The sequence below is a fragment of the Paenibacillus provencensis genome, from assembly GCF_042678545.1.
Classification (GTDB): Bacteria; Bacillota; Bacilli; order Paenibacillales; family Paenibacillaceae; genus Paenibacillus; species Paenibacillus provencensis.
In genome coordinates this window covers 3,135,579-3,162,383 of record NZ_JBHTKX010000001.1, presented here as the reverse complement: position 1 = coordinate 3,162,383, position 26,805 = coordinate 3,135,579, and the positions used below count along the sequence as shown (strand labels likewise).

Sequence of the window (26,805 nt, the reverse complement as noted above, 5' to 3'; positions counted from 1 at the left end):
TGGAGTTAACTCCAAGTGTGATAATAACAGGGATCAGCTGTGCTGATAACATTAATGGAAACTGAGGTGCTTACAGAATGGAAATGGAATACGTAAAGCTTGGAAATACCGGTTTGGATGTATCCCGGCTTTGTCTTGGCTGCATGGGCTTTGGAGAAGCAGACCGCTGGATTCACCCATGGGTACTTAATGAAGAAAACAGCCGTCCGGTGATTAAAAAAGCGCTTGAGCTGGGCATTAATTTCTTTGATACAGCCAATGTTTACTCGGATGGGACAAGCGAGGAAATTGTGGGCAGAGCGCTGAAGGATTATGCCAATCGAGATGAAATTGTTCTTGCGACAAAGGTGCATTTTCGCATGCATCAAGGTCCGAATGGCGCAGGGCTTTCCCGGAAGGCGATTATGAGTGAGATTGATAAAAGTCTCAAAAGGCTGGGAACTGATTATGTAGACCTGTACCAAATTCACCGCTGGGACTACGAGACACCTATTGAAGAAACAATGGAGGCACTACATGATGTGGTGAAGGCGGGCAAAGCAAGGTACATTGGGGCTTCGGCCATGTATGCATGGCAGTTCTTGAAAGCGCTGAATGTTGCGGAGCGAAACGGGTGGACCCGCTTTGTGTCCATGCAGAACCACTTGAATCTGATCTATCGGGAAGAGGAGCGTGAGATGCTGCCACTGTGCCGGGAAGAAAAGATCGGTGTGATCCCATACAGCCCGCTTGCCGGGGGAAGATTGACGCGAGATTGGGAGGAGACCACGCATCGCTCCGAGACAGATCAAACGGCGAAGTCAAAATATGATCCCATGGCGGATAAGGATCGCTTGATCGTAGATCAGCTTGCAGCGATCGCAGAGAATCACGGGGTACCTCGTGCGCAAATTGCTCTTGCCTGGCTCCTGCAAAAAGAACCAGTGACGGCACCGATCATCGGTGCGACGAAAATATCCCATCTTGAAAATGCGGCTGCCGCATTATCCGTTAAATTGACACCTGAGGAAATAACGGCACTCGAAGAGCCGTATGTTCCACATCCGGTGGTAGGTGCACTCTCCCGCTGAGTATGATCTTGACTATCATGAGGGGAGGTGAGGCTGCGTGCTGATCGCAGAGGTGAGTGAAAAGTTCAAATTAACACCGGATACCCTTCGTTACTATGAACGAGTAGGACTTATTCCGCCTGTAAACCGTAATAAGAGCGGAATCAGAGACTACACAGCAGAAGATTGCAAATGGGTGGAATTTATTAAATGTATGCGTGGTTCAGGGCTTCCGGTTGAAACGTTGATTGAATATGTCGGTCTATTCCAGCAGGGAGATGGAACCCTGGAGTCCAGAAAAAAATTGTTGATTGAACAGCGTATGCAGCTTCATACGAAATTAGAAGAAATGACACAATTGCTGGAACGGCTGGATGATAAAATATCCAGATATGAGGAGACCATCCTGAAGAAAGAGCAGAGGTTGAATCGATCCGGCGAGGTATAAATTCATACTTATATGTTGGAGGAGCAGCACGCTATGGCGGCTGCTCTTTGTTTATGGTGAAATATGTCTTATGAGGCAGTGCAGCTGCAAAATTTAAATATAAACCGGCTTCCGCGCTCACTCGTTTCTTCAAGCCAGACCGTTCCGCTCATTAATTCAGCAAGGTGCTTGCAGATGGAGAGCCCAAGTCCTGCACCTCTGAATTTATTTGGGTTACTATGAATTTGGGAGAAGGACTTGAAGAGAAGATCTATTCGATCCGCGGGGATGCCAACCCCAGTATCTCTTACTTCAAAACACACATTCATGGTATTCTCTGCAGCATCCTCTAATTGTACGGATATGCCGACTTCACCTTGCTCAGTGAACTTGATTGCATTTCCAAGCAGGTTAATCAAGATTTGACGTGTTTTTTGAATGTCACCATGGAGTGTCAAATCCTGACTTACATGGTATTCAGCATACAATCGGATGCCCTTCTTCTGTGCTTCGGGAGTGAACAGCTGTATCACATGCTCAACCACTTCACTTAATTGGAAAGGGTGATTCTCTACTGTAATCATGCCGGCTTCCATCTTGGAATACTCCAGAATCTGATCCATCATGTTCAATAGATGGTTGCCGCTCTCCTCGATAACATTTACATATAGTGCTTGTTCCTCATTAAGTTCGGTAGATCTGAGCAAGTCGGCCATACCCAGCACCCCATTCATAGGCGTACGGATTTCATGACTGAGCACGGCCAGGAGATTTTTTTTATTATCAAGAACTTGTACGGCAGCTTGCTCGGCCATCTGTAACCGATCAATGGTGGACTCAAGCTCAAGTAGATCCGTATAGAAGGAAGACAAGGAGAGAAGTAGATCGACATCTCGCTCCTGATAGCGGTAAAATCCATGGTCAAAGGAACAGAGGGAGCCATAGAATTCCCCCTTCTCATTACGTATAGGAACTCCTATGAACGAACAGCCTCCAACGAATCGAGTCGCATCCATATCCTTAGTTAAGGGATGGGTCAGATTGTTATCAATAATGAGCGGCCCCTGAGCATGTTCGGTAACGAGTGCACAATATGATTCTGCATTATCGACGACCAGCCCTTCTTCTAGAATAAGCTTGTCGCGATTAAACGACTTGAGCACCTTCGTAGAAAGATGATCCAGGTTAGCTATACAAAACGTGTTAGCGGGTATGAGCTTGCTCGCTGTATTCATGACATTCGCAGCAGAATCATACAGCTTATGTGAGATCACTGAGAGAACGTCAATATACTCTGTTTTTAACATGACTGCCTGATTCCTCCTAATTGAGGACCTTTGCGTAGATTCTCAAATTATATTAAGCCCTAACCATTATAATAGTTTGTATTGTCTTAGAATAAAAGGGGGCGAACACGGATTGAAGGGGCTAATGTTATTTTTCTAAAATGCCTGTTTACAAATTTTTCCTGTTCTGATCTACTTGATCTACTGGGCGAGTCGGGCGGGAACATGCATTATCACATTACCAAGCTGTACGAAGGTGGATTACTTGACCTCGTGGAGGAGAAGAAGATCGGCGGTGTTACAGAGAAGAACTATCAATCCAGGTCGATATGGTTTAACTCGGCATCTCCAGAGGCACTCGACTCGGTAATCAGCGCAAGCTTCGACGACGATTAATCTTCGGCTTACGTTAACGACGAATTCCAAAAATGTCAATGAGAGCTCACTGATTACTCAGTCTAATTCATTGTCAGTTTAGTAGATTAGGTATTCTGATTGTCGTCCAAGGCGGCTTTCCGAATACCTTTTATATTTCTAAGCGGCCGAGGTTACAAAGTTCAATAGTTAAGTTAACAATTCATTACTACAATTTGGTAGAGCGAATAAATAATATACAACATCAGGGAGAGGAGAAAAAAATGATGATTCGTTGGTATCACAGATCGGGACAAGCTTTTCTTGCCTTTCTGCTGGCAGTACTGTTCGTGCTGCAGCCGCTGGGCAGTGTTTATGCAGCGATGTCAGAAGCACCGGATACGGCGTTCGGCCGTGTTGTGGATGTAAGAAAGACAGAGCTCGCCCCAGGCGCAGAGTACACTTGGTATGACATGGAGATCGATCGAGGTCTCGAAAAAATGCATTTTGTCGAATTTAATCCGGATTCACCCCAGTTGGACCTGCGTGCAGGAACAAAAGGTGGATACGTATATGGAATGGAAGGCGTGTCGGAAATGGCCGAGCATACAGATGCTCCGGGCAACCGTGTAATCGCTGGCATTAACGGCGACTTCTATGACCTATCAGGCTACGGAACAGGGGTACCGAATGGCCTGTTTGTTGATCAGGGCCGCATCTTGAACAGCGGTTCAAGCTCTTTTGCCTTTGGGCTCAAGGAGGACGGTACGTCGGTTTACGGTAAGCCTAAGCTGACAATGTCGGTGACTATTGACGGCACCCAGACCAATCTGACGAGCATAAATCGTTACAGAGAGAGCAATCATCTGACTCTATATACACCGGACTTTTATACATCCACGAAAACAAACGCATCGGGCACCGAGGTTGTGCTGCAGGTGCTGGAAGGGGATGTGAAAAGTGGACAAACCATGAAGCTGAAGGTGCTGGAGGTTCGGGCGAACCAAGGTGACGCACCGCTTGCTGAAGGCACCGTTGTCTTGTCTGCATCCGGAACGAAGTTGTCGATTGTCAGCTCTCTGGCAGCAGGCGATGAACTGACGGCCAGCTTCCAGCTGGATGGTGAATGGCAGGATGCAAGCATGGTCATCAGCGGCCAGGGACCACTGGTAGAGGACCGTGTTGTACAATCTGGCGTGGGTCCAGAGGGCGTGCATCCGCGTACGGCTATTGGAACGAAGGCTGATGGCTCCATCGTGCTGTTTGAGATCGACGGACGCGCACCGGGGTTCAGCGAAGGCGTGACTACAGAGGAGCTTGCTAATATTCTGGCTGATATTGGCGTTGTAGACGCTATGAATCTGGATGGAGGCGGTTCTTCTACATTCGTGGCCCGGATGCCGGGCACATCGGATGTGCAGATGCTGAACCGTGGATCTGACGGTGGTGAGCGTGCAACGGGCAACGGCCTGCTGCTCGTGAACACGGCGCCGGAGGAAGCTGCATCGAGGCTGGCTATAACCCCGGGTGAGGAACGCGTATTGGCGGGTTCTTCTTACAAATTTGCAGCCGCAGCGGTTGATCGGGCAGGTCATCCTGCTGATCACGAAGGCGCTATCACCTGGTCGGTATCCCCTGATTTGGGGACTATTTCAGAAGACGGGGAATTCATTGCAGGACAAAATGCCGCAGCGGGTCAGGTTGTCGCATCTGCAGGCGGTCTTGAAGGTACGGCAGAAGTGGAGATTGTGGATCAGATTACGGAGCTGCAGTTTCCGGATGATATAAAGACGTATAATACCGGCGTTAATGAGACGCTAACGGTAACGGCACTGCGGGACGGTCAAGTCATTCAATTAAGCAATGATGTATTGGAGTGGCGAGTAGAAGGTAATATTGGCACCATTGATGACAAGGGCGTGTTTCATTCGACGAATGAGGGCGGCCAATCCGGTACTATTACTGCCAGCTACAAAGGCATCGAGACCTCGATGGAGGTTAATGTAGGGGTACCGCCGGTTGTGCTCGAAGAGTTCGAGAGCATCGAGAACTATAAAGCCAGTGGAGCGGCATATAATTCGGTCGAGGTTGATTTGAATACCGACCCGGATTACATCCGTTCGGGGGACGGTTCGATTAAGCTCTCCTATGATTTTGTCGGTAAGATAGGTACATCGGGAGCTTATGTATCCGCGAACAGCAAAGCAGAAAATATTCAAATTCCCGGATACCCGCAGAAGATTGGAATGTGGGTATATGGCGACGGGCAAAAGCACTGGCTGCGGGCACAAGTACGTGACGGCAACAATGCGGACTTTGCCATTGATTTTACAGGTGCCGATAATGGTGTGGATTGGACAGGCTGGAAGTATGTTGAGGCCACTGTGCCGGCAGGGAAAACAACACCGCTCACCATGGACTTGCCGGTACGCTACATGGAGACCAACAATAACAATAAGACGGCAGGTGCAATCTATATTGACCAAATCCGGGCCATTTACGGCCCGCTTGACGAGGATCACGAGCCGCCGGTCATCACGGATTTATCCCCAGCTGAAGATACAACGGTAACAACAGGCACACCGGTCATTCGCGCACATGCGGCTGACGCCGGCTGGGATGCAGAGGTTCACCCCGGAACGACCCTTATTGATCCGGACAAGATCCGGATGTATATCGACGGTGAGCAAGTAGCGCATACGCTGTATCCGCCGGAAGGCAGTATCAGCTATACGCCGCAGCTACCGCTCGAGGACGGTTATCATACGGTGAAGCTTGCCGTCCGCGATCTTTCCGGTAATCAGACAATTAAGGAATGGAATTTCACTGTAGATACAGGAGCTCCCAAGTTCCGTTATACTACGCCAGAGCAGGTATATGCGGGACATACTTATACAGTTAATATTTCCGCTGACCAAGTGGATCAGCTGATCGGCGGTCATCTTGAGCTGGGATTCGATACAGCATTCGTTAAAGACATCTCTGTACAGAAAGGAGATAAGCTGACGGAATCGCAGTTAACTCACTCCGTTGACACTGAGACAGGCGTCGCTCGCTTGCAGTTCAGCGGTCTGGAGTCGGCTTCTCTCACTGATGAAGATATCGTCGCTCAAATTACGTATACCGTGAAAGGCACAGCCTCCGGAATGAATCAAATTGCTTTCCGTTCATCCGAGCTCGATCTGATTGATTCGACTGAGCCGAAATCTTATCGGGGAGCGTCCTTGAAGTCCGAGATCAAGCATGAGCTGTTACTTCAATGGGACGAAAATATCGCGCAAAATTATGTTACCACCTATTCAGTAACCGATGAGAATGGCAATCCGGTAGAAGGCGCCAAGCTGTTTGCAGATGGAGCTGAAGTCGGGGACGGGACGCTCGTTACAGATGCATCAGGTCAGCTTCGTACAGGTCAGCTCACGGAAGCGTTGAAGAGTTATGATGTGCAGGCGATTAAAGATCAGCAGCACAGTCTGGTTTCGGAATTTACTACCTCTGCGCTTGCAGGTACGGAAACACCTTACAATATTACGGTCGGCATGGGTGAGGACCCGACCACCTCGCGCAGCTTTAACTGGCACACACATCCAAGTGTAAATGAAACGGTTGTAGAAATCGCAGAAGAGGCCGGCTTTGCAGGCTTTGATCAGCCGGGCGTTATCCGTTTGAACGGCGATAGTAAACTGTTTAATACACAGGACATTGGCACCATTCGTGTTCATAAAGCGAATGCAGACGGGCTGAAGCCAGGAACAGCTTACATATATCGTGTAGGCGATGGTGCGGAGCATTACAGCGAGCAAGGCTCCTTTACAACAGCGCCGGATACAGGCGATTATACAAAGTTCCTAGTTTTCGGGGATTCGCAGGCTGCTGATCTTGCGGGCTTTGAGCTGTGGGGCCGTACGATGGATGCCGCTAATGCGGAGCACCCGGATGCCGAATTTATGGTTCATGTAGGGGATATGGTCGACAATGGCTTCAAGGAGCAGGAATGGAATTGGTGGTTCTCTGTAGTCCAAGAAGAGCTGATGAATCTTACAGCTGTTACCCTGGTAGGTAACCATGAAGTCACAGGTACGAAGAAGAACGGGGATTTCCTCGCGCATTTCAACCATCCGCTGAATGGTACCGAGAATCAGAAGGGAACAAACTACTCCTTCGACTATAAAAATATGCATATCTCTGTACTGAACAGTGAATATGATATTGAAGAGCAGAGGGCATGGCTTGAGGCCGATCTGGAGAATACGGATAAGCAATGGAAGCTTGTCTTCTTCCACCGCGGTCCGTATGCGAGCATTTACGATACAGAGAATGTACGTACTGCGTGGACTCCGGTGTTTGACAAATATAATGTGGACCTGGTCATGAACGGGCATGATCATATTTATTTACGTACTTATCCGCTGAATAACCAGGAAATTGTAGGTGAGCGTGAGGGTACGACGTATATTATTCCGGGTTCCACCGGTCCGAAGTTTTATGAGCGAACCGTGCGGGATTTCCAAAATGTTGTCGTAGATAAAAAGATACAAATGTACTCCTCCGTTGAAGTGGACGGAGATACGCTGACGGTAACAACCAAAACGGTCGATGGCGAATTAGTGGATAAAGCTGTACTTGAGAATCCTACGCATACTGTAGAAGCTCCTACAAGTGAAATTCAAGTAGGCGAAGAATTACAGCTCGGTGTCAGCGGCATGCTGCCTGAAGATATGGAATGGTCCGTTTCGGAACCATCCGAAGAACAGTCGGAAGAAGGATTAGATGGATTAGTTGAGGTCTCCGAAAGCGGCGTTGTGAAAGGAATAAAGAGTGGAGAGGTTGTCATTCGTGCAACAAGCAAGTCCTCACCGAATCGATTTGGTGATATTAGACTTCATATTACCGAGTCGGAAGCGCCGGTGGCTATCGAGCTAAAAGGGAAACCATGGCTGAAGCCTGGAGAAACAGATACGACGGTAGTCGAAGCTGTCTATGCTTCTGGAGAGCGCATGCCGATAACGGAAGGCGTTCTATACCAAAGCACGGATCCAACTATAGCTGAGGTGGACGAGCTTGGAGTAGTATCAGCACTTGCAGAAGGCACGGTCCAGATTAAGGCAGAATATGCCGGGCTGACCGATGAATATAATTTGCAGGTCAATGAAGAGCAGGTAGAGCCTGAACTTGCCTACATCCAAATCTCCGGTCCGGAACAGCTCCATGTTGGTGAAACTTCGGCAACAGTTACGCAAGCTGTCTATACGGATAACAGCTTGCACCCTCTGACCGAAGGCGTGCAATATACGAGCAGCGAGGAAACGGTGGCGGCAATCGATTCCGAAGGCACCATTACTGCATTACGTGAAGGTGTAACGGTCATTTCAGCGGTGTATGGGGAGTTTAGCAATGCATTCACCCTCACGGTGCTTGACGAGGACAAGCCTGCAGTTCAATTAGAAAGGATTGAGCTTACAGGCATTCCATTGAAGCTTGAACTGAATGACACAGCAAGGGCTGTCGTCAATGGTTATTACAGTGATGGCACTGAATCGGCGGTCACTGAAGGCGTGACATTCAGCAGCAGCAACAAAAATGTGGCTGGAATTGATGCGAATGGTGTTATCCGTACGCATCGCACGGGCGAGACAGTGATTACGGCGGTATATGGAGACGAGTCTGCGTCTCAAGCTTTGCGTGTAGAAGCGTCAGACCCTGATGATGACAACAGCGATAATGGAAGCAATGAAGATAATGGAAACAGTAATGGCAGCGGTGAAGGTGAGGCAAGCGATACACCGGGTCGCCTTATTGTGTCAGAGGAAGATCTGAATGCACTTGGCTCAGAGGGGCATATTCAATTCTCAATGGGCAACAATGCATTCACTGAGCTTGTGATACCGGGCAAGGCAGCCGAGCTTGCCGAAGGTAAGACAATCACGGTTCAGGCCAATAACGTAAGGGTTGCGATTCCATCGGAAGTACTGCGGAGGTTTGCTGATCTGGCATCAGATGAACAGCTGGCAGACAGCACCATAGTACTGAGAGCAGCAGCTGCTAATGATGCCGATGTCTCCTCCTGGCTAAGTCAGGCAGAAGACCGGTACGCAGCCGCTCTTCAAGTGGGAGCAGCATTAGACCTCACGCTGTCCCTAGAGCCAAGTAACGGTGAAGTAATAACGATCAATGAATTTGAGAAGCCTATCGTTATTTCACTTCCTGTTCCGGAAGGAGCTGATCCTGCTTTAACCGGAATATACTACGGAGAGAGCAACGGTTCTATAACTTATATAGGCGGAACGGTTCGGAATGGCTGGGTTACAGCAGAGCTGAATCATTTCAGCTTCTACGCAGCGATGGAGTATAATAAATCGTTTGCTGACCTGTCTGCAGGCCATTGGGCGGAATCGGCTGTGAAACAGCTTGCGGCAAGGCAGATTGTCGAAGGCACGACCATGGAACGCTTCGAGCCGAATCGTACAGTTACTAGAGCTGAATTTGCAGCCATGCTGGCAAGATTGCTAGATCTTGAAGGAGAAGCGCAAGAAGACTTTACAGATGTATCCTCAGATCAATGGTTTGCAGATGAAGTAGGCTTGGCAGCGAAAGCAGGGATCGTACAGGGCTATGCAGATGGTTCATTTGCTCCTGGGCAGAGGATTACTCGTCAGGAGATGGCTGCTATGATCGTTCGTGCATATACGTACCAAGCAGGTGAAAAGCCAGAATCAGGCGATACTGGCTATACAGATCTGAAGGCTTCTCCTCAATGGGCCGTACAAGCAATCAAAGCTGCCCATACGTTAGGTATGGTGACCGGCTTCTCGGCAGATGAGTTCAGGCCGCTTGGCGTGGGTACTCGTGCCGAAAGTGCACAAATGATGTATAACCTGGCTAACATTTTGAATCAATAAGTTGTGCTAGAATGAAGTTAGTTACTACCCCCGGCTTGTGTAACGACATAAGCCGGGGTTCTTTTATGCGCATATGATCAGGCAGGGGATAAGCAATTGTTTTTCGAATACGATGGAAGATTGTTATCTGCGAAATGATTTAATTCAAATATTTGGTTGATATTGATTACCTTCATGCATATAATACAATTAACAAATTGATAATTGTTAATGAGTTGCTTGAGGAGATTATAGTCATGTCTAACACAGAAGCAATGGAACAATACGATATCAGAAAGTATAGAACACCGGATGGTTATACTTCAGACATTGCTGTGTTCACGATTGTTCCCGTTCGAAATGAAGAATTCAAACCCCCGGTGATGGATTTAAGAATTATGTTGATCCAGAGAAGCATGGTAAATAGTGAAGGCAAGCCGAATATAGAGGCTGGGAAATGGGCACTTCCTGGTGGGTTTGTCGATCCTGAGGAAACGGCCTTCCAGAGCGCGGAGCGCGAGCTGCACGAAGAAACAGGAATACAGAATATTCATCTGGAGCACTTTGGCGTGTATGATAAACCGGGTCGTGACCCGAGAGGCTGGATTATCACGAATGCACATTTTGCCATCGTCCCAGAGCATAAGCTGTCCGCAAGGGAAGCGAATGACGATGCAGCAGATGTTCAGCTGTTCTCGGTCAGCGAGGTGCTTGAGCTCGATCTGGCGTTTGATCATGCAATCATTATCAAGGACGCAATACAGGTCATTAAGGAGAAGCTGCTTGAGACAACGGTTGCGAAACAATTCCTGCCAGCGGAATTCACGTATTCCGAGCTCCAGGCCGTTCTGCTTACAGTCACGGATGATTCGGCAATTACGTTAGAGGCGGCCTTTGCAAGAAAGATCAAAACACTGCCTTTTATTCAGGAAGTAGCGGGGCAGAAGACGACGAGAACTTCGAAAAGGCCGACACAGCTATACCGTTTTGTAGACGTGTCCCTGAATAAGTCGATCTATCATGCGAAGCTATAATCCCTTGTCCGGCAGCACTTTGCAATAACGGTTGTGAAGTGCTGTCAGGATAATTTGGGGATAGGACTTATGAGCAGTAACATAAGAAGGTTTTTATTACCTTATTAATTAACAATTAATTAATAGTTAAATTAAATAATAAAGGAGTTGTTATTGGTTAATGATGAACAATAATAAAAAGAAAGCCCTCATCCATATTGATTACACGCATGATTTTGTGGCTAGTGATGGTGTACTGACCTGTGGTGAACCTGGGCAGATCAGCAGTAGATGCTTACAATAAAGGCTATCAAATCGTTGTTCATGAGGATGCGGTTGCTAGCTTCAATACAGAGGGACATGATTGGGCAATTGGACATTTTGCAGGAACACTCGTTGCAGAGATCTATAGAAATGGAGGAATGATACGATGAACAAAATCGAACTTACGCAGTTACAGCATCAGGATGACAGTATGGCACTGCATACGGATAAGTATCAGATTAACATGGCAGAGGCTTATTGGCGGGATCATATGCATGAGCGCAAAGCCGTCTTTGAAGTATATTTTCGTAAGCTGCCTTTTCAGAACGGATATGCTGTTTTTGCCGGCTTAGAACGGGTAATACGTTATTTGAAGGGCTTTTCCTTTACGGAGAGCGATCTTGCGTATCTGCGCGAGGAAGGTTATGAAGAAGCTTACCTTGATTATTTGCGAGGATTGAGATTCACGGGTACAGTGCAGTCGATGCAGGAGGGGGAGCTGGTATTCGCGAACGAACCGTTAATGCGCATTGAGGCACCGCTCGCAGAAGCACAGCTCGTGGAGACTGCCATTCTGAACATCGTTAACTTCCAAACGCTCATTGCGACCAAGGCGTCCCGGATCAAGCAGGCTGCTGGAGCCGATTCATGCATCGAATTTGGAACACGGAGAGCACAGGAGATGGATGCAGCGATATGGGGAACCCGGGCCGCTTATCTTGCAGGATTTGATGCCACCTCCAATGTGAGAGCAGGGAAGCTGTTTGGCATTCCTGTGGCAGGAACCCATGCCCATTCGATGGTTCAAGCGTACCGGGACGAATATATGGCATTCCGAAAATATGGAGAAACTCATCAGGATTGTGTATTTTTGGTTGATACTTATGACACGCTGAGGTCAGGCGTACCTACGGCGATTCAGGTTGCGAAGGAGCATGGTGACCGGATTAACTTCAGAGGAATTCGTTTAGACAGTGGGGACCTGGCTTATCTATCCAAGGAAGCTCGCAGAATGTTGGATGAAGCGGGATACACGAAAGCGAAGATCTACGCATCCAACGATCTGGATGAACAAACGATCATGAATCTGAAGTCACAAGGTGCACGAATAGATGTATGGGGTGTAGGAACCAAGCTTATTACGGCTTACGATCAGCCTGCACTAGGTGCAGTATATAAGCTGATTGCTATTGAGGATGAGAACGGACAGATGGCAGATACGATCAAGATCAGTTCAAATCCTGAGAAAATTTCGACCCCTGGCCGGAAAAAAGTGTACCGGATTATCAACAAAACGAATGGCAAATCGGAAGGCGACTATATTGCACTCGAGCATGAGGACCCCTCCAAGGAAGAACGTCTTCATATGTTCCATCCTGTGCATACTTATATAGGTAAATTCGTGACAGAGTTTGAAGCCAGAGCGCTTCATCATACGATTTTTGCAGACGGGGAATTGGTGTATAAGCTTCCGACCCTCCAAGAGAGTCGAGACCTGCTTATCCGTAATCTAGGTCTGCTGTGGGATGAATATAAGCGGGCACTGAATCCGGCAGAATACCCGGTTAATCTGAGCAAGGCATGCTGGGATAATAAAATGAAGCGGATTGAGGAAGTGAAGCAAAGAGTGGCCGCAGCGATGAAAGAGTAGGAGGGGCATTCGGGTGGCGAAATAGCTCATGCTATGACTATATTAAAAACCATCACTTATATGAATGATTTCATTTCATTACACATCACACATAGGAGGAACCAAGAAATGAATACACAAAAAGAAATTATGGAAGCACTGAATGTAAAGCCTAGTATTGTGGCAAGTGAAGAGATCAGCGCAAGAGTGAATTTCCTGAAGGATTACTGCAAGAAGACAGGAGCCAAAGGATACGTGCTCGGCATCAGTGGAGGACAGGATTCTACCTTAGCAGGGCGGCTTGCTCAGCTGGCGGTTGAATCGCTCCGTGAGGAAGGATACGAAGCGCGCTTTACTGCGATTCGTCTTCCCTACGGTACCCAACTCGATGAGGCAGATGCCATAGAAGCACTCAAGTTTATTCAGCCAGATGATGCGGTAGTGTTTAATATTGAAGAGCCTGTCAATGCATTCGCAAGTGAGTATAGCTCAGCTTCGGGAGAAGCTCTGGCAGATTATCACAAAGGAAACGTCAAGGCCAGAATGCGCATGATTGCGCAATATGCTTTTGCAGGCGAGCGAGAAGCCTTGGTCATAGGTACGGATCACGCAGCAGAAGCGGTTACGGGATTCTTCACCAAGTTTGGTGATGGGGGTGCAGATATTCTTCCACTCACTGGACTTTCGAAGGGGCAAGGACGGGAGCTGCTTAAAGAGTTGAACGCTTCTGAGCGCTTGTATTTAAAGACTCCGACAGCGGACCTCTTGGACAATAAGCCTCAGCAAGCAGATGAGACCGAGCTTGGAATTACGTATGAGGAGCTAGACAGCTACCTGACAGGAAATCAGGTGGATTCGGATTCTGTTACGAAGATCGAGGCACGTTACAAGGCTTCACAGCATAAAAGAGAGCTGCCAGTTACTCCATATGATGAATGGTGGAAGTAAGGTGTAATGAAAAAAGAGCTTCGAAAGCCCACTACTTCAAGGGTTTTCGGAGCTCTTTCTTTAGAGTCAAACCTGCATAGGGCTGCTCTTTAATTCATAGATTTTTTGCAGAGTATTGATGTGAGTTGTCTTCTCGTCATCATCCTCTGAGTGGAGATACCACTCCACAAGCCTGTACCCGAATAGAAGAAGGATCATCTCGTAGACGCAATGATCGTTGACATGGGATACATCGACATATTCTGAAAAGCCTTTGTAATATGCGGGAACACATCGTTGATAGTATTCAACCATGTTATCGATATCCGCTTCATCCGCAATCAGGCTTGCGAGATCCTCGCCCAGGTAGCCCCATCCCGTTGTATCCCAGTCGATGAGCGCAATTTTCCCCTCGGAATAGATCAGGTTCGTCACCCAGAAGTCACGGTGGCATAGCACGAGAGGCAATGTTTCGATACGGGCGAATATCTCGTCTGTGCGCTCATCGATGTCGATGAGCATTTGCCGTACATGCTCTGGAAAATCGCAGTCTGCCGAGCGTATATAATCGTAGACGACCGGCCATGACCGGTAACGCAAGTACGTATTCTTCATGAGATCCGCATGGCTCAGATTGGTCAAACTTTGCAGCACAGCAGGCTGCTCCGCGTACAGCTTGCCTTGATAGCGACCTAACTCCAGCGCGGCCTGTTCATACATGTCACCGGTCAAGTCCAAACCGGTTACTCCATCGATATATTCAAGCCATAGCTGGAATTCATTTTCTGCGGCATTAAGCTCTGCGTAATAACAGTTCGGCCAGCGTAAGGCATCCGAGAACGTCGCTCCCAGATCAGATGCATAGAGATCATATTCCCGGCGCCATGAACCTGGATCGCTGTAACGCTCCCATTTTTTCTGAATTTTCAGCACGATACGGTACGGCATTTTTTCGCCATACGCAGTTTCGGCGTTTCCTGTTACAAGGTACACATTTCCCACAGTTCCGCCCTGTAACGACATGGTTTGGAAGTCGGCCGAGATGATATCTGTCTGGAACTGCCGATTTAAGGCATGGATCAGCGCTTCGAGTTTAATATTCATTTCAAGCTCCTTTAATGTTGTATTTTGGACGCAAAAATGCCACGGACAAGCAGCCTCAAGAGAAGCTGCTGTCGCGCGGCATCAGGGCGCAAAAAAGATACGACCTTCATCGTATCTGCAAACAGCAATATTCACGAAAGGTTACTTTGGATGGCATACCAAATAATACGGGCGTTTCCCCGCTTCTAATCGCATATGCCTGCTATTCAGTTTTAAGACAAAACCACCATATAAGTAGTTGCCATCAAAACACATCTCCCTTCGTGTCAGGAACTTGCTTATCACTAAGCTAACTATAAAATATCCTTTATTGGGAAAATAATCAATATCAATATCTGATGGTATATGTAGCATCCATCCGCAAAACATATCTTGGTCTTGCTATCTTTTCCTTTAGCACAAGTGACCTTCCAACGATAACTCCTCCCAAGGACTCCTTAACTATGTTTCTTAGAAATATTAAAAAAACAAATTATTAAAGCTTGACAATTAGTACGGGTCCGTGTAACGTTTTAAACGTAATGATTACGATTAAGCCTAGGGAGAAAGGAAGAACACAATTGAAGAAATTATATTTATTTATTAGTTTAATGGCTTTAAGCGTAATGTTAGCAGCTTGCCAAGATGCAAAAGAAGGGACAACTGCTAATAATAACGCAGCAGAAGCTGAAGAGTCAGAAGTACAAGTGACAGAAGTACAAGAGTCAGGAGAAATTACGATAGAAGGCTTAGGGGACCATTATCATACCGGAGATACAATCGAATTAGCTGCTATACTCAGTGAAAATGTCGATTATGATCACTGGCAATGGTACATAAAAGAAAGTGAACAAATGGAATGGGAAGCGGTTTCCGGTCAAGAGAGTGAAACCTATACAGGAGAGGCAACTACGGATGGCTTAGAAATTAAAGCTGCACTTTACGATGATAATCATGAAGTATATGCAGAATCCGAACCCGTTACCATCGTTATCGACGACCACCTTAGTCATGATCACGAACATGCACAGGACCCGGAGACTCAGAAAATATATGAGGGATACTTTGAAGAAAGCCAGGTTGAGGACAGACCACTTTCTGATTGGGAAGGTGATTGGCAATCTGTCTACCCTTATCTAGAAGATGGGACCTTAGATGAAGTTTTTGCTCATAAAGCAGAACATAACGGTGATAAGACTAAAGAAGAATATAAAGAACACTATAATACCGCATATCAAACCGAGGTTAATCGGATTGTAATTGATGGGAATCAAATCACTTTCTTTGAAAACGGTAATGAAAAGAGTGGAGAATATGTATCTGATGGATATGAGATACTGCAGAAAGATGAAGGGAAAAAAGGTGTGCGATATGTCTTCAAGCTAAATGAAGATGTAGAGGGATTACCTAAATATATACAGTTTAGTGATCATAGTATTTTCCCTAGCAAATCTTATCACTTCCACTTATATTCCGGTGATAATCGCGAAGAATTAACCAATGAAAAGACTCACTGGCCAACATACTATCCATCGGAGTTGAATGGTGACGAAATTGTACATGAAATGATTGCACATTAAAACACAGAGGAGAAGAGAAGCACACCGCTTTTCTTCTCCCTGCTTTCGTTTTGCTTCTTTTTTAACTATCGTAAAGGAGGAGGATTTATAGATGAATCCCAAAATGCTCAAAATCATATTAGTTCTTGTTACTGTATCAATAGTTCTTTTTGGGTGTCAGGACACAGAGGATTCTACTAACAATGAAGAAGCCAACATTTCTGTTATAGCTTCTTTTTTGCCTATGTATGAATTCACTAAAAACATTGCTGGAGACCGAGCGGATGTGCAGCTAATGGTCTCCGAAGGACAGGATGCCCATCACTATGAACCTAGTGCACAAGATGTTGCAGCTGTAAACCAAGCGGATGTATTTGTCTACAGCAGTGATGAGATGGAGTTTTGGACAAAGAGTTTATTTTATACCGTAGAAAATGACAATCTCATCATTGTACGAGCAGCAGATGGACCTGAGAAATCGGACACAGAAAGTGTACAGGTTGAAGGTGTGGCTAATCACTATCACACGGGTGATGAGATTGAGCTAACAGCAAAATTAACAGGAGATGTAGATTATGATCACTGGCATTGGTATCAACGAGCAAATGCTGATGAAGAATGGGTAGCTATTTCTGGACAAGGAACAGACACATTCACCTTTGAAGCCCCGGAAGAAAGCTTTGAAGTTCAAGCCGTTGTTTATGATAATAATCACAATGTTTATGCAGAATCCGAGCCAATAGAACTCATGATTGATAATCATGATACCCATGTGCACGAAGATGAAGAACACGAAGGAAATGAACATGAAGATCACAGCGGTGCACAAGCAGGAGAAGAAATAACGATTGTGGGCTTAGCAGATCATTATCATACAGGCGATGTTGTTACACTTGCTGCCGAATTGAATGAAGAGACAGATTATGAACGCTGGAAATGGTTCATAAGAGAAGATGCAGATCAGGATTGGGAAGCTGTACCCGATCAAGAGACCGAGCATTTTGAATATAAAACATCAGGAGACAGCTTCGAAGCGAAGGCGGTACTTTATGATAATGACAATAATATCCATGCAGAATCGAGAACAATTTCTGTATTGATTGATGACCATGAGAATCAAGACCCTCATATATGGCTTGATCCGGTATTGGCACAAGATCAGGTCCTGGCTATTCGCAATGCCTTAATCGAGGCAGACCCAGATGGAAAAGCAATTTATGAGGAAAACGCGGAAGCTTTTGTGGAAGAGCTCAAGGCGCTGGATAAAGAATACCAGACTACATTGAAAGATGCAGAACACAGAGCCTTTGTCGTACAGCATCAAGCATTTGGCTACCTTGCAGATCGTTATGATCTAGAACAAATTGCGATTGGTGGACTATCTACTGAAGTAGAACCAAGTCCTTCCCGAATTGCGGAAATTGCCGAGTTAGTTCAAGAACACAACGTTCCCGTTATTTATTATCAACAAGGGGCCAACTCCTCTATCGCTCAAACCGTTGCTGCAGAAACAGGGACAGAAACGGCTGTCTTATATGATTTAGAGGTGCTTTCTGAAGAATTATTAGCAAATGATTTAGGATATTTGGAAGCCATGCGTCATAACCTTAAAGCATTGCAAGCCAGCATCTATTAAATAAGTATTAAGAAGAACAGAATGCATAGAGAGGTAAATATACTCATGTACTATATTAAAGTAGATGAACTTGCTTTTCATTATGAAAAGGAACCTGTTCTAACGAATATTTCATTTGAATTGAATCCAGGGGACTTTATCATGCTGACAGGCGAAAATGGAGCTGCTAAAACCACATTAATACGGAATATATTAGGTTTACTTAAGCCCACAACCGGAAAAGTTAGCTTATCACCCAATAATCGTTTCGGAGAGAAGCTAATGGTTGGATATGTCCCCCAACAAGTTGCTTCTTTTAATGTTGGCTTCCCCAGTACAGTATTGGAATTAGTTCAGTCAGGTCGTTATCAAAGAGGCAAATGGTTTAGAAAATTAAACAAAGAGGACAAGGAACAAGTCAGGCACGCCCTTGAATCGGTTGGAATGTGGGATATGCGCAATAAAAAGATAGGCGAATTGTCGGGGGGACAAAAACAGAGAATCTCTATAGCACGTGTTTTTGCTACAGACCCAGATCTGTTTGTATTGGATGAACCTACCACAGGCATGGATACGAAATCACGCGAGGAATTTTACAAGTTGTTAAAGCATCACAGCGAGTCTCATGGGAAGGGGATACTGATGGTCACACACGATCATGATGAACTTCGAAATTACTGTAATAAACATATTGAACTAATACGAAAGGTGGGCTTACCTTGGAGATGTTTCTCTATGGATTCATGCAAAGAGCTTTCCAAGCCTCACTTATCATCTCATTAATTGCACCAATGCTAGGATTGTTTCTCATATTACGCAGGCAATCCCTTATGGCAGACACTCTATCCCACGTTTCATTAGCTGGAGTGGCATTAGGGCTATTAGTCAGCATTAACCCAACCTGGACAAATATCTTGATGGTAGCCGTTATTGCCGTTTTACTGGAGTATATGCGTATGTTATATCGAACGTATTCTGAAGTTTCTATTGCCATTTTGATGTCAGCTGGGATGGCTTTAGCATTGTTTCTGATTAGTTTGAGTCAGGGTGGTACGACACTAAATATCAACCAATTTTTATTTGGATCGATCGTAACCATTAGTATGGAGCAGGTTTGGATACTCTATTTATTGGCGGGTATTATTTTGTGCTTATATCTAATATTTCATAAGGCCATGTACGTAATGATTTTTGATGAAGAAACGGCATTTACTGCTGGCTTACCCATTAAGACGATGTCAATCCTATTCAATGTGTTAACTGGAGTAACCATTGCTATTATTATGCCAATTGTAGGTGCATTATTAGTATCAGCAATTTTAATTTTACCTGCAGCGATTTCTATGCGCTTGAGCAGAAGCTTTTCAAGCACAATTTTGATAGGGATCCCTATCACATTAACTGGTATGTTAAGCGGGCTAGTCACTTCTTATGAATATGGTACTCCACCTGGTGCAACAATTACCTTGATCCTTGTTACAATCTTGGCAATTATAACGATCTTTAATAAATTTGCACAGGTATTCAAGATGGACAAAAGTTGGTATAAGAAGCAGACCTAAAAAGTCGAGAATTCCATTAGTAAAACGCTAGATTAAAATTGCTTGGAGCAGTTGCCGGTTGGCAGCTGCTCCATTTCTCATTAATGTATCGTCCGTCAGCTAATAATTACTTTCAAAGCTCTATTGCTGCATAAGTGTTATAATCTTCTATATCTGTAACTCTATAGAGAAGGGAGCACCATTTATGAACCAAAGACCGTCAGAAGAAGAATATTCCGGAGACATCGGCGAGTATATCCGGTTTGTGCCGGAAGGCAGCATCATCGACATTCTGCTCGCTCAGGAAAAGCAAATGACCGAACTGCTGGCATCGTTGACTGAAAGCCAGGGCGCTTATCGTTATGCGGAAGGGAAATGGACGCTAAAAGAAGTCGTGGGCCACATTGCGGACGCGGAACGCATCATGACCTACCGCCTGCTCCGGTTTGCTAGAGGAGACCAGACGCCTCTGCCCGGTTTCGACCAAGAGCTGTTCATACCTCCATTCGGAAGCTGGACAATCGCGCAATTGGCCGAAGACTACAGGGCCGTACGGCAATCGACGATCACGCTGCTGCGCGGGTTACCGGTCGAGGCCTGGTCTCGCAACGGCACAGCCAACAACGTCAACATTACGGCACGCGCCATCGCGTACGGTATCGCGGGACACGAACTTCATCATATGGGAGTCATCCGAAATCAGTACTTGAGTTAGTCGTTTGAAAGATCGGGACGGAAGCTGCACGGATAACGCGGCTTCCGTCCTTTCTCTATGGCATGCCCTTCCTGCCCCGGATACGAAACTTAATTGTGCACAAATAGTTGCGATATGGAATCTTGGCATAACTATACTTCTGTTAAGAGGAGGGATCAGATGGATTGGCTTATGCGAATGAATCGGGCATTGGATTACATCGAATTGAATCTAACCGGCGAGATTGAATTAAAGGAAGTTGCTCAATGTGCTTGTTGTTCAACACATCAGTTCCAGAGAATGTTCTCATTCATTACAAATGTGTCGCTGGCGGAATATATAAGAAGGAGGCGGCTTACTCTTGCTGCAATTGAATTGCAGAATAGTGAGATGAGAGTTGTTGATATCGCTATAAAGTATGGTTATGAATCTCCGGTTTCATTTGCAAGGGCATTTCAATTGTTGCATGGTGTTAATCCAGCGATGGCCCGAGAAGAAGGGACTGCCCTCAAAGCCTATCCTCGGATTTCCTTCCTTATTTCAATTAAAGGGGAGAAGGCTATGAACTACCGTATCGAGACAAAAGGATCCTTTCAAGTATTCGGAATCGAAAAAATATTTCAATTAAACGGAGTAGATACTCCGGCAGAATTATGGAAACAAAGCCATGCTAACGGCGAGGTTGAAAGGCTTGCGGCCAATGCAGGCGACTTACCAGCCTTTATTAATCAGGACTATCATAAAGTACATGCTGTTTGTAGCTATAAAAAAACGGAAGAGGATACTTTCCCATACATGCTGTGTGCATTTAAGGATGAAACAAGTAAGACCGATGGTTACACAAGTATTACGATACCAGCACAAACGTGGGCGATCTTCTCATCTGATCCGTTCACATGGGATAAATTTGATGAAACAATTGAAACATTATATAAGCGATTTTTTTCGGAGTGGCTTCCTACTGCAGGATATGAACAGGTTGACGGAATGGAATTTGAGATTACAGGAAGTAAAGATGGACTTAATTTTATTGAGCTATGGTTTGCAGTCAGGAAATTAACTTAGTGGATTGTTTAAGAATATCTTCTTAGAATAGTTCGCAATAAAAGGAGCAAGTTTGCCGGTTGGTAGCTGCTCCTTTATCAGTATAGATCCTATTTAATAGAGTAGTGTTGATTAACTGCAATAAGCTCAACTGTTAGTTGAGTCTATTTAATAATTGTCCCTTTTCTTTAGACGGATTGTCAACTCAAGCGCGACAGTTCGACCAGGTAGCATTGAGTTTTTCTTTGATCCGATTAGCTAGTTCCTGTGTCCATTTCCCAGCAGAAACAGAGGCTTTGCACCGCTGTGTATAGCCTTCTTGAGAGAATTCTGCACGGTATGGCTCTTGAGTTCTGTTTCTCCGGAGCTCTCGTGAAATCGTAGCATGGTGCCTGTTCAGTACCTTGGCAAGAAAAATATACAACGATTTATGAAAAAGAGTCATGCGCACTGATTATTACTGGGGATTTGAGCCTAATTTCAGTATGTACAAAGTGATTCAATTAATGCCCCCAAACAAGCACAGTTAAAAGAGATGGATATAATACGAGTTTAGATTAGTAAAAATCACTATATAGCGGAATGTCATTCACATGTTTGGCTAAAGGATGTGTTATTAAAATGAATTATTTCATTGGAATTTCCCTTCCACATGATTACAAAAGAAAGATAGCGGCATTTCGTGATCGTTGGTCCAATAATCGTATTAATGATGTAGCGGAGCCACACATTACTGTGAAAGCGCAGGGGGGGCTTACAGCAGATTTACATTGGTTAGCAAATGTTAGACAAACATGCTCTTTAATGCAGGGATTTCAACTATCATTATCTGAACCGGGATCGTTTGGAAGTTCTGTTGCATTTCTGAGTGTTGGAACGAACAAAGATGTACTCGAATTACATAAACGCTTGGTAGATGCCATTTCTCCATCTCAGGAACTTTTAGATGATTATTTTGAAATGGATAAATATCATCCTCATCTGACTTTGGGACACAAACCTACTGGGGTTTGAACGAGACAGAAATTCAAGAAATGAAGCGGTTAGCAATTGATGAATTAGCTCCTTTTCCAACCTTTGCTGTCAATAATGTACGTGTATATAAAGAAGTTGAATCAAACAAATACGTTCCATTTGCAGATATTCCATTGGGTATTTCAGCAAAGTGAGCTCAGTATAACCCATTAGTGTAATAATTCAAACGACGAGGTGTTAAAATGGGAACAGATAAGATGCACATCGACGAAATGGAAATTGACGAGGCGCTCGTACGCCGACTAATTCTCGACCAGTTTCCCCACTGGGCAGAGCTAACCCTGGAGCGGATCGAGCCAGCGGGTACAGTAAACGCCATCTTTCGGCTGGGTGACAAATATTCCGTTCGTCTTGCAAGGCGGGAGGGACCTACGATACCAGAAAGTCGCGAAATGCTGTGGCTGCCGAAGCTCGCGCCATTAGTTCCGCTTGAAACCCCTGTACCTATCGCGCAGGGGCATCCGAATCTCGATTATCCGTGGTTTTGGGAAATACATACGTGGGTTGAGGGTAAGACAGTACCGATTGAGGAGATTGATGCGATTCAGGCAGCACGTGATCTTGCAGATTTCGTTGCAGCCCTGCAACAAATCAATTCATCGGGGGGACCGCCGGGACGCGGCATTCCATTAGCTCAGCGAAATGAAGAGTTTCAATACTGGCTGGCTCGGTTCGATGGCGATTCTGCAGTGGCTTCTGTGTGGGAATCGGCGCTGGCTGCACCCCCCTGGAACGGCCCACCCGTTTGGCATCACGGCGACCTTGATGTGCGTAACTGGCTCGTGCGCAATGGACGCATTACGGGTGTGATCGATTGGGGTACGATGGGCATTGGAGACCCTGCATGCGATATCATGGTCGCCTGGAAGTTACACACGCCTGCGGCCCGTGATGCGTTCCGCAAACATCTTCCGACGGACGATGCTACGTGGGCAAGAGCCCGTGGATGGGTCGTATCGCAGGCAGTGGCAGTGCTTGCCTACTACACGCCGGAAAACAATCCAATTCTGTACCATGAGGCAGAATCCTGGCTCGACCTAATACTGTCTGAATGAAGGAAAATATAATTTCGATAACAAAATGGAGCAGTTTGCCACTCAGCAGCTGCTCCATCTATTATTTATTTTCTAGCAAATATCGCACTTCATATTGAATCTTTTCTCTGACAGAATTTCATTAGCTGTTGAAAAGATTGGTGCTTCACAGGAAGATTATCACGAGGTTGAAAAATTTCTTCAGGCAGCAAAAGGCAGGCTCACAGAAGACGAATTCAAGGAGTATATAGAGCTGACCAACCAGTTGATGCAATTAAAGCTAAAGATTAGCGATGAAAATGGGATCAGAAATGAAGAGAAGCTGACTAAAGAAGAACAACAACAGTGGGCTAAACTCACATCCAAGCTGGAGCCGTATTTCGAGAAGATCAATGGAATCGTCAAGCCGTAGAACCCTTTGCGAATTTATTTTGAGTGAGAAATGGAAAAGGGCTGATACTAGAAACTAGTTCAGCCCTGATCCATAACATTTGCTTTATTTTGCTACAACATGTGCGATGACACGATCTTCATTGTAAGTGACAGTAACGTCATAACCATCGGCAGTTATACGATCAAATTGACCTTTAACTCCACCTGCAGTAATTAACGTAATGTCTTTAGAACCCTCAATCTTATAGTTAGAGAGATCCAGATTCAGGCTTCCACCCGCAAGATACAGCATTTTATTGACTTGAATTTGACTGTTGTCATCATCCATGACCATTTCCAAGGTTCCGTTGTCCATGGTAAAGTTTCCGTTCACTTTCAATGCTCCATCGGCGTTAACTAGGACCGTTCCATTCTCCACATACAGATCACCGGTACCAAAAGCGGTCGCAGATGCAGCTTCCAGAGTTCCAGCTTGCAGTAATGTTCCGCCGGTGTAGCTGTTTTTTCCTGAAAGAGTAAGGGTTCCTGATCCCTTCTTCGTAAGCATGCCGGCACCACTGATATCATTTCTCCACCAGTCTTGTGCGTTAAAGCGTCCTTTGGAAGCGTCCATATCCACAGTTACATTGTCTAGGAACGCACCGTATCCATCCGCAGCCGTGACGAGATCCAGTCTGCCCCAGCCGTTGGATTCGTCCAGTACAGGATAACCGGAGTCAATGGATGTGGTATACAATACTTCTCTGCGTTGCTCATCGGTTAAATAAGGCTGACGCGTTTCGAGTAAAGCTTCTGCGCCTGCTGGCACTTCAGGAGCCAAGCCTTTGATTCCGGTTTGAGGCAGGCCGTAAGTAAGCTTCTCTCTGTAGAAGGCTTTGTTGGCGTCGTGATCTGCCCATTTTGTTTCATCATACGCACTCTTGAAGGTATAATCCTCTGTTACGGTATGCGCATAGTCGTACAGGCTCATGTTTTTTGCCGCTGCGGCTGCGCCAAATACCTCTCCTGCATTTTCATACGCCTTCTCTAACAATTCTTGGTTCTCTTCCATATTTAATGCATATGCCGTCATGGCTGTAGCTTGAATTCTTGCACCAATCACATCAAGCGGTGAGTGCATTCCGCTTACGATTCGATTTTCGCCCATTTGAGCCGCTCTGGTTAAAAATTCAGCGTATCGTTCTGGTGTAGCGTAGGCAAAAGGCAGAACGGATAAGTACGATGCACTTGTATGTCCGCTTGGGAAAGCACCATCTTTACCTATTCCATCCTCCGCTTCTCTTCTTACATAGCTCAATGCAGGAATAACCTCGACGTCCGTTTCATACGCTTGGAAATGTCTTTCTCCGGTTGATTTTGTTCCGCCTGAAGGCAAGGGCTCGTCTGTAGCTTCACCTTCACCCAGCGTTTCCCATACAGGCAAACCGTTCTGATCCACGACCTCTTTAACCTCACCGCTCGAATTCATTCTCCATGGTCTAGGAGAAGAGTAGAAGTATTTTGCAGGATTAGATGAGGCAGGGATTTTGAAACGAACGAGATCCACTAGAGCGACCATATCTGCAAGCTCGCTATTGGCCCAATCGCTGCCGATCCCCTGGCTTTGGTCTTCCGCGGTGGTCTCTGTCAAGACGACATCCATTTCGTCGATATTCCGTTCAACGCTTGTCACTGGCTTGATGATATCTACATAAGTGTTAGCCAGAGGGCCAAAACCATCGATCATACTATAGATCTTATCTCTTTGGTCATCATAGTAGGCTGCCAATGCCTCTTCTTTGGTACGTTTTTGCGTAACATCTTCTACATATTCGATATTCGCAACCCAGGTCGCCTTATTTCTGATCTCGGTGTTTGCATAGGTTTTCTTATCTGCAACTACAGCGCCTGCATCATTTTTATATCCATCATAGTATACGGTAGGTCCGTCTCCGTAATTGGCAACCTCTCCATTGACTCCAGGAGTAGTTAGCGCTGTTCCATTTCTCCAGGCTGGTTGGTTCAAAGACCATACCTGATCAAAACCGTCCAGAATTTGAATGAATGGATTCGTTGCGACCGTGTTCTTTAATGTGGCGTCTGCTGCATTTGCACCATGCTGTACTGCAGATAAAGAGGCCTCAGCCGCAGGAGGGGCAACATTCAGCTGGTTTCTTGTTCCAACGGGTTTAGATGGTTTAGCACCTACTTGGGTATTCTTTTCTACAGCATTAACCAATATTTCCACTGCTTCGGCACGAGTGATGGAGTGAAGGGGTTTAAAGCTTCCATCTTCATATCCGGATATCATGTTGGCCGCTGCCGCTGCACCTACAGCCCCTTTGCTCCACGCTGCAATGGAGGATGAATCGCTAAAGGCATCTGCAGCTTCCTCATTCTCCTCCAAGTTCAGAATTCCGGCGATGATCACTGCTGCTTCTTGACGGGTTAGCGAATTTTGCGGCTTCATCGTTTGATCCGAATACCCGCTTATATACCCAGCGGCACTGGCTGCAGCAACAGCTTCATAGTACCAGGCATCCGCAGAAACATCTTTGAAGCTAACCTTGGTTTGTCCTGAATATCCAAAAGCAGCATTTACTAAATTTATAAACTCGGCTCTGGTGATGGAGTTGTTCGGTTTAAAGGTGCGGTCCAAATATCCTCGTACCAATCCTTGATCGATCCAGGCTTGGATTTTTGCTTCTGCCCAGTGTCCCTTAATATCGGAGAGCTGAACCTCCGGGTTCGCTGCGAAACTCGTACCGGTAAGCGATGAGCTTGCCATAGATAACATTAGAAGAAATGCCAGTGATTTTTTTGTTTGCTTTCTCATAGCTGTAACAACACGCCCCTATTCTTGATAATTGAAATTTTTCTACATGCACCAGCAAATGATGAGAAAGTCTCCATTTCAGATGCCTGTTACGCCGTTACTTTAGCATTTTGGGGACTCAGGGAGCTATAGAACAATTTCCGCTTTATATCAAAATCGTACGA

21 protein-coding genes and 1 pseudogene are annotated in these 26,805 nt (G+C 45.7%); 18 read left to right on the top strand and 4 right to left on the bottom strand.

Going from position 1 to position 26,805, the window contains the following annotated elements; translation table 11 throughout:
• Positions 1 to 83: 83 nt before the first annotated feature.
• Positions 84 to 1,070, top strand: a complete 987-nt coding sequence (locus tag ACFQ3J_RS15210) for an aldo/keto reductase (RefSeq protein WP_251582773.1) — start codon at positions 84 to 86, stop codon at positions 1,068 to 1,070.
• A 37-nt stretch (positions 1,071 to 1,107) separates the two neighbouring features.
• Positions 1,108 to 1,497, top strand: a complete 390-nt coding sequence (locus ACFQ3J_RS15205; RefSeq protein ID WP_091160314.1) for a MerR family transcriptional regulator — start codon at positions 1,108 to 1,110, stop codon at positions 1,495 to 1,497.
• Between the two features lie 68 nt (positions 1,498 to 1,565).
• Here the strand turns inward: ACFQ3J_RS15205 and ACFQ3J_RS15200 are convergent, their stop codons facing one another.
• Positions 1,566 to 2,783: a GAF domain-containing sensor histidine kinase gene (locus tag ACFQ3J_RS15200; protein WP_251582481.1), complete on the bottom strand. Its 1,218-nt coding sequence runs from the start codon at positions 2,781 to 2,783 to the stop codon at positions 1,566 to 1,568.
• 111 nt (positions 2,784 to 2,894) lie between these two features.
• Here ACFQ3J_RS15200 and ACFQ3J_RS15195 point away from each other — a divergent pair, with 111 nt between their 5' ends.
• The 6 genes and pseudogenes from ACFQ3J_RS15195 to nadE all read left to right on the top strand — a co-directional run bounded on the left by ACFQ3J_RS15195 (position 2,895) and on the right by nadE (position 13,849).
• Positions 2,895 to 3,158, top strand: a complete 264-nt coding sequence (locus ACFQ3J_RS15195; protein ID WP_311286630.1) for a winged helix-turn-helix domain-containing protein — start codon at positions 2,895 to 2,897, stop codon at positions 3,156 to 3,158.
• A gap of 242 nt (positions 3,159 to 3,400) precedes the next feature.
• Positions 3,401 to 10,015 carry an S-layer homology domain-containing protein gene (locus ACFQ3J_RS15190; RefSeq protein ID WP_251582478.1) on the top strand — a complete coding sequence of 2,205 codons (6,615 nt, stop codon included), beginning with the start codon at positions 3,401 to 3,403 and terminating at the stop codon, positions 10,013 to 10,015.
• 236 nt (positions 10,016 to 10,251) lie between these two features.
• Positions 10,252 to 11,028, top strand: a complete 777-nt coding sequence (locus ACFQ3J_RS15185; RefSeq protein ID WP_091160307.1) for an NUDIX hydrolase — start codon at positions 10,252 to 10,254, stop codon at positions 11,026 to 11,028.
• A 260-nt stretch (positions 11,029 to 11,288) separates the two neighbouring features.
• Positions 11,289 to 11,441 (top strand): annotated as a pseudogene (locus tag ACFQ3J_RS15180) (isochorismatase family protein); the annotation flags it as partial.
• Complete coding sequence (locus ACFQ3J_RS15175; RefSeq protein WP_251582477.1) at positions 11,438 to 12,922, top strand: nicotinate phosphoribosyltransferase; 1,485 nt, start codon at positions 11,438 to 11,440, stop codon at positions 12,920 to 12,922. The pseudogene ACFQ3J_RS15180 and the gene ACFQ3J_RS15175, both read left to right, overlap by 4 nt.
• 108 nt (positions 12,923 to 13,030) lie before the next feature.
• On the top strand, positions 13,031 to 13,849 hold the full coding sequence (nadE, locus tag ACFQ3J_RS15170) for an ammonia-dependent NAD(+) synthetase (protein WP_251582476.1): 819 nt from the start codon (positions 13,031 to 13,033) through the stop codon (positions 13,847 to 13,849).
• Between the two features lie 66 nt (positions 13,850 to 13,915).
• On the opposite strand, the gene ACFQ3J_RS15165 is transcribed toward nadE, so the two are convergent.
• Positions 13,916 to 14,932 carry an aminoglycoside phosphotransferase family protein gene (locus ACFQ3J_RS15165; protein WP_251582475.1) on the bottom strand — a complete coding sequence of 339 codons (1,017 nt, stop codon included), beginning with the start codon at positions 14,930 to 14,932 and terminating at the stop codon, positions 13,916 to 13,918.
• Positions 14,933 to 15,492: 560 nt separating this feature from the next.
• On the opposite strand from ACFQ3J_RS15165, the gene ACFQ3J_RS15160 reads away from it, so the two are divergent.
• The 6 genes from ACFQ3J_RS15160 (at position 15,493) to ACFQ3J_RS15135 (ending at position 21,385) form a co-directional block, all read left to right on the top strand.
• On the top strand, positions 15,493 to 16,491 hold the full coding sequence (locus ACFQ3J_RS15160; RefSeq protein ID WP_251582474.1) for a ZinT family metal-binding protein: 999 nt from the start codon (positions 15,493 to 15,495) through the stop codon (positions 16,489 to 16,491).
• Between the two features lie 91 nt (positions 16,492 to 16,582).
• Positions 16,583 to 18,106 (top strand): metal ABC transporter solute-binding protein, Zn/Mn family, encoded by a 1,524-nt coding sequence (locus ACFQ3J_RS15155; protein ID WP_251582473.1) that lies wholly within the window; start codon positions 16,583 to 16,585, stop codon positions 18,104 to 18,106.
• Between the two features lie 45 nt (positions 18,107 to 18,151).
• Positions 18,152 to 18,868, top strand: coding sequence for a metal ABC transporter ATP-binding protein (locus ACFQ3J_RS15150; protein ID WP_251582470.1), 717 nt, complete (start codon positions 18,152 to 18,154; stop codon positions 18,866 to 18,868).
• Positions 18,805 to 19,647: a metal ABC transporter permease gene (locus ACFQ3J_RS15145; RefSeq protein WP_251582468.1), complete on the top strand. Its 843-nt coding sequence runs from the start codon at positions 18,805 to 18,807 to the stop codon at positions 19,645 to 19,647. Before ACFQ3J_RS15150 ends, ACFQ3J_RS15145 begins: the two co-directional genes overlap by 64 nt.
• Before the next feature lie 184 nt (positions 19,648 to 19,831).
• Positions 19,832 to 20,341, top strand: a complete 510-nt coding sequence (locus ACFQ3J_RS15140) for a DinB family protein (RefSeq protein ID WP_251582466.1) — start codon at positions 19,832 to 19,834, stop codon at positions 20,339 to 20,341.
• Positions 20,342 to 20,500: 159 nt separating this feature from the next.
• Entirely contained in the window at positions 20,501 to 21,385 is an 885-nt protein-coding gene (locus tag ACFQ3J_RS15135) for an AraC family transcriptional regulator (protein ID WP_251582464.1), read from the top strand.
• A gap of 184 nt (positions 21,386 to 21,569) precedes the next feature.
• Here ACFQ3J_RS15135 and ACFQ3J_RS15130 read toward each other — a convergent pair whose 3' ends face one another.
• The gene (locus tag ACFQ3J_RS15130; RefSeq protein ID WP_139237011.1) at positions 21,570 to 21,809 is read right to left on the bottom strand and encodes a helix-turn-helix domain-containing protein; all 240 of its coding nucleotides are present in this window, start codon (positions 21,807 to 21,809) and stop codon (positions 21,570 to 21,572) included.
• Positions 21,810 to 21,985: 176 nt separating this feature from the next.
• Here ACFQ3J_RS15130 and ACFQ3J_RS15125 point away from each other — a divergent pair, with 176 nt between their 5' ends.
• The 4 genes from ACFQ3J_RS15125 (at position 21,986) to ACFQ3J_RS15110 (ending at position 23,845) form a co-directional block, all read left to right on the top strand.
• Positions 21,986 to 22,378, top strand: a complete 393-nt coding sequence (locus tag ACFQ3J_RS15125) for a 2'-5' RNA ligase family protein (RefSeq protein ID WP_251582462.1) — start codon at positions 21,986 to 21,988, stop codon at positions 22,376 to 22,378.
• On the top strand, positions 22,375 to 22,533 hold the full coding sequence (locus tag ACFQ3J_RS15120) for a hypothetical protein (RefSeq protein WP_251582460.1): 159 nt from the start codon (positions 22,375 to 22,377) through the stop codon (positions 22,531 to 22,533). Before ACFQ3J_RS15125 ends, ACFQ3J_RS15120 begins: the two co-directional genes overlap by 4 nt.
• A gap of 48 nt (positions 22,534 to 22,581) precedes the next feature.
• Complete coding sequence (locus ACFQ3J_RS15115; protein ID WP_251582458.1) at positions 22,582 to 23,454, top strand: aminoglycoside phosphotransferase family protein; 873 nt, start codon at positions 22,582 to 22,584, stop codon at positions 23,452 to 23,454.
• A gap of 94 nt (positions 23,455 to 23,548) precedes the next feature.
• Positions 23,549 to 23,845 (top strand): DUF3600 domain-containing protein, encoded by a 297-nt coding sequence (locus ACFQ3J_RS15110; protein WP_251582456.1) that lies wholly within the window; start codon positions 23,549 to 23,551, stop codon positions 23,843 to 23,845.
• A gap of 84 nt (positions 23,846 to 23,929) precedes the next feature.
• Here the strand turns inward: ACFQ3J_RS15110 and ACFQ3J_RS15105 are convergent, their stop codons facing one another.
• On the bottom strand, positions 23,930 to 26,641 hold the full coding sequence (locus tag ACFQ3J_RS15105) for an S-layer homology domain-containing protein (protein WP_285850056.1): 2,712 nt from the start codon (positions 26,639 to 26,641) through the stop codon (positions 23,930 to 23,932).
• Positions 26,642 to 26,805: the final 164 nt, after the last annotated feature.

Bases quoted from the DNA above. Each gene is read 5' to 3' on its own strand.
- ACFQ3J_RS15210 (WP_251582773.1), top strand. From the start codon at position 84: ATGGAATACGTAAAGCTTGGAAATACCGGTTTGGATGTATCCCGGCTT.
- ACFQ3J_RS15200 (WP_251582481.1), bottom strand. From the start codon at position 2,783: ATGTTAAAAACAGAGTATATTGACGTTCTCTCAGTGATCTCACATAAG.
- ACFQ3J_RS15190 (WP_251582478.1), top strand. From the start codon at position 3,401: ATGATGATTCGTTGGTATCACAGATCGGGACAAGCTTTTCTTGCCTTT.
- ACFQ3J_RS15185 (WP_091160307.1), top strand. From the start codon at position 10,252: ATGTCTAACACAGAAGCAATGGAACAATACGATATCAGAAAGTATAGA.
- ACFQ3J_RS15175 (WP_251582477.1), top strand. From the start codon at position 11,438: ATGAACAAAATCGAACTTACGCAGTTACAGCATCAGGATGACAGTATG.
- nadE (WP_251582476.1), top strand. From the start codon at position 13,031: ATGAATACACAAAAAGAAATTATGGAAGCACTGAATGTAAAGCCTAGT.
- ACFQ3J_RS15165 (WP_251582475.1), bottom strand. From the start codon at position 14,932: ATGAATATTAAACTCGAAGCGCTGATCCATGCCTTAAATCGGCAGTTC.
- ACFQ3J_RS15155 (WP_251582473.1), top strand. From the start codon at position 16,583: ATGAATCCCAAAATGCTCAAAATCATATTAGTTCTTGTTACTGTATCA.
- ACFQ3J_RS15150 (WP_251582470.1), top strand. From the start codon at position 18,152: ATGTACTATATTAAAGTAGATGAACTTGCTTTTCATTATGAAAAGGAA.
- ACFQ3J_RS15140 (WP_251582466.1), top strand. From the start codon at position 19,832: ATGAACCAAAGACCGTCAGAAGAAGAATATTCCGGAGACATCGGCGAG.
- ACFQ3J_RS15135 (WP_251582464.1), top strand. From the start codon at position 20,501: ATGGATTGGCTTATGCGAATGAATCGGGCATTGGATTACATCGAATTG.
- ACFQ3J_RS15130 (WP_139237011.1), bottom strand. From the start codon at position 21,809: ATGACTCTTTTTCATAAATCGTTGTATATTTTTCTTGCCAAGGTACTG.
- ACFQ3J_RS15125 (WP_251582462.1), top strand. From the start codon at position 21,986: ATGAATTATTTCATTGGAATTTCCCTTCCACATGATTACAAAAGAAAG.
- ACFQ3J_RS15115 (WP_251582458.1), top strand. From the start codon at position 22,582: ATGGGAACAGATAAGATGCACATCGACGAAATGGAAATTGACGAGGCG.
- ACFQ3J_RS15105 (WP_285850056.1), bottom strand. From the start codon at position 26,641: ATGAGAAAGCAAACAAAAAAATCACTGGCATTTCTTCTAATGTTATCT.